This window comes from Faecalibacillus sp. TM498 (genome assembly GCF_020589955.1).
Lineage (GTDB): Bacteria > Bacillota_I > Bacilli_A > Erysipelotrichales > Coprobacillaceae > Faecalibacillus > Faecalibacillus intestinalis.
Genome location: NZ_JAJDKB010000097.1, coordinates 1 through 3,399, shown reverse-complemented (window position 1 = coordinate 3,399; position 3,399 = coordinate 1). Strand labels below are relative to the sequence as shown.

Sequence of the window (3,399 nt, the reverse complement as noted above, 5' to 3'; positions counted from 1 at the left end):
CTACAACTCCTTGTTTAAATTCATCATCAAATACTGGTTTTGTCATAGTCTTTCTCCATTTCTTTTTTTACTTATGACATTGTACCAAATGATGTTTAATTCTTCTATTTAACTTGTACAGTTTTTATACTAACATCAGCCGCACCTTCAGTTCACATTTTGTTTCGGCCTGATATTTCGTCTACAGGATTTCTAACTTCCATGACGCATTTCAAGTTTATAGCTAACTATCTTGAACAATCATTTGTAAATAGAAAATTTCATGTTCCTGTAAACATGACATATAAGCGACTGCCTGTCGCACAAAAAATTGAGGATTCATTCCTCAATTTTATATTATGAAAATAAAAAGATAACAATTCCTAGAACAACAAGAACAATTCCTGTTGCTCTATTTAAGGTTTTAGGAGTTGCTTTATTCGCAAATAAAGCAGCAATTCTTGCCCAAATAAGAGTAAAGAGAATACATAAAATCCATACTGTTAAATTAGGAAACCCGCCAATCATAAAATGTGAAATAGCTCCAGTAAGGGCTGTAAAGGTCATAATAAAAACACTCGTACCTACTGCCGTTTTAAGTTCATATCCCATGACTGTTGTTAAGATAAGAAGCATCATCATGCCTCCACCTGCTCCAACAAAACCACAAATAAAACCTATACAAGTTCCACAAATTATAGATTGGATTGCTCTTTTTTTAGAAGAAACATTATTCATCGCTTCTTTCGTTGTCATTACTGGTCTAACAATAAATTTAACTCCTAAAATAAAAGTCATAAAAACTGAAAAACTTCCCATTGTTGAAGATGGTAAAAGACTTGCCGCATAACTACCTACTACCGTAAAAATAAGTACACTTACCATCATCAATAAACCATTTCTAATATCTAAATTTTTATTTTTTCCATAAGTATAAGCTGAAACCGCACTGGCAAGGACATCTGATGACAAAGCAATACCTACTGCCATATAAGGGTCCATTTTCAAAAAAGCAATGAGCATTGGGCTAATAACAGCAGCCGCTGACATTCCTGCAAAACCTGTTCCTAGACCTGCTCCCATTCCAGCAAAAAAGGTTACAAGAATAATAAATAAAATATTTGTTTCCAATTTATTTTTCCTCCAATAAACAATCTATATTTTTTTCCATAAGTTCTAATGTTTCTTTAAATATCTTTTGATGCTTTTCATCAATATCTGAAAAAAGTGAAGAAAAGAAATGGCTTTGAAACGCTTTTCCTTTTTTTATAACATCATTCGCTTTTTTATTCAAAACTAGTTCAACTTTTCTTCGATCTCCTGGAACATCTATCCTAGATAAATATCCTTGATCAACTAACTGATCCACATGAATTGAAACAAGGTTTGCTTTGATTTTTCTTATTTCCACAATATCTTTAGCATGTTTATATTGGGGGTTATTTCCCAAAAACATCAAAATATCAAACCCTGTTTGCTTTAGATGAAATTCATTACATAGATTTTTACATTGTTGATGATAAGCAAGTTCTAATTTTCTAGCAAAATCAATATTCATATTATCACTTCCTTCATTTTTAGATAATTCATTTTTGAACTATTTTAATAGATAACTTTATAAATGTCAAATATTTATATAAAAAGCAACTCATTCGAGTTGCCATCATTTATTTTATTCAATTCTCTTTTTTTTAATATAAGTTAAAACAACTAAACTTCCTATCAATAATAAAACAACACCTATAATATTTTCATCACCACCTGTTTTTACTTTTTTAACTTCTTCTTTATTTTCAGCTTTTACCGTTGTCTTTGTTTCTTCTTTTATAGTTGGTTTTACTGTTTCTTGATTATTTGATGTTGAATCTTTCCTATTATTATCATCTTTTGTTTGTTCTTTGATGAGTAAAATTGTTGTAGCTATACCATCTTCAAATGTTACTTTTACATGATGTGTTCCTACAGCAAGTATATTTAAATACATATCACCAAAAGTAATGATCGTAGAACCTTTTGTTACTTTATAATGTACTTTATCAACTTCTTGATCATCTACTTTTACATTTTCTGTATATTCATGATCTATTCTTATTGAAATATCTTTTCCACTTTCTTTAACAAAAGTTTCGCCTTCAGTAACTTTATAATCTTTATTTTTCTTTGTAAGTCCTTCAATCGCTTTATTAATAGTATCTGCATAGCTATCTACTATTGCTTGTTCTTGTTTACTTTTGTTCCAATCAATTTGATAAAGCGCTTTTTCTACTTTATTATAATTTTCATATAATTCTTTATCTATAGAATTTACCCTAGAAATAGCTTCACTAACTCGACTATAATCAGCAGTAGGAATACTTATTGTATAAACAAATGTACTTACTTGACTCTTTTGCATTCCTTCTTTAGTAGCTATAGCTTTAATTGTAATAGATGTATTTTTGCCTTACTCCTATAAGATTTATTGGCTCTGTGTATTTTATACCGGTTGTTTTACTTGGCATGCTTACATCCTTCGTATAATAGATCGTTGCCCCTATTGTTTTAGAAGTAAGTTGAATTGTTTTATTTTCTTCATATTGACCTTCTTTTAAATTAGAAATTGGTTCTTTTACCATCATTAATAATAAACACAGTTTACTTTCTTTTTGAATATTATAATCAGCTAATGTTCTTCCGTCTTCTAGAAGTTGATCATTAAAATAGAGATATTGTTGATCAGGGGGAAAACCTTTTTTATCTTGAATTTTTTGTTTAACATTATCAATACTATCCCCTGATTCAACCTCAAGTGTTAAATAGGAAATATATTGTTCTAAAGGTGGTATTTCTTCTTGAGGGGGAATATGTATAAAAATACTAATAACATAATAAGCAAATACACAAGAAGCTTTTTCTTCTATAGGGGTATTTTCTTTCATTATTTTTTCGAAACATCGATAAACGTCTTCTCTGGCATATTGTGCAGCAAAGGCATCTCCTAAAGTTAAATTAGAAAATGTATAGAGCATGTCTGCCGATAAGCGTAATATAACATCTTCATGATTTAAGTATTTTTCTACGATTTCTACACATTCTTTGGCTTTTGCAGAAAAGAAATAATACTCAGCCCAAGCAATTTGTGCAAGTTCTTGATCTTCTATTTCTTCAATTGTTTCTTTTGCTTTTCCTAGCAAAAAGAAACTTCCCACTAAGGGAAGGACGACTCTTTTTGACGATAACATTTTCGTCACCTCTTAAAATTTATTTTCTTTAGTATATCCTATAAACAAAAAAAAGATGAAATCTTTTGAAGATTTCACCCTTACATCTTTTATTCAATCATAATTGTACTTGTGTTTTCAATTTGTTTCATATCAGATTTAGGAACTGATAAACGAAGTACTCCACCTTCATATTTAGCTTTGATATCTTCTTTTGGAA

4 protein-coding genes are annotated in these 3,399 nt (G+C 29.6%); all 4 read right to left on the bottom strand.

What is annotated here, in order from left to right:
* Window positions 1-336: 336 nt before the first annotated feature.
* On the bottom strand, window positions 337-1,062 hold the full coding sequence (locus LJD32_RS14695) for a sulfite exporter TauE/SafE family protein (protein WP_052010965.1): 726 nt from the start codon (window positions 1,060-1,062) through the stop codon (window positions 337-339).
* A gap of 49 nt (window positions 1,063-1,111) precedes the next feature.
* On the bottom strand, window positions 1,112-1,537 hold the full coding sequence (locus LJD32_RS14690) for a MarR family winged helix-turn-helix transcriptional regulator (RefSeq protein ID WP_227392779.1): 426 nt from the start codon (window positions 1,535-1,537) through the stop codon (window positions 1,112-1,114).
* A 114-nt stretch (window positions 1,538-1,651) separates the two neighbouring features.
* Complete coding sequence (locus LJD32_RS14685; protein ID WP_227392778.1) at window positions 1,652-2,374, bottom strand: hypothetical protein; 723 nt, start codon at window positions 2,372-2,374, stop codon at window positions 1,652-1,654.
* Between the two features lie 22 nt (window positions 2,375-2,396).
* Window positions 2,397-3,200: a ubiquitin-like protein gene (locus LJD32_RS14680; protein WP_227392777.1), complete on the bottom strand. Its 804-nt coding sequence runs from the start codon at window positions 3,198-3,200 to the stop codon at window positions 2,397-2,399.
* Between the last annotated feature and the right edge of the window lie 199 nt (window positions 3,201-3,399).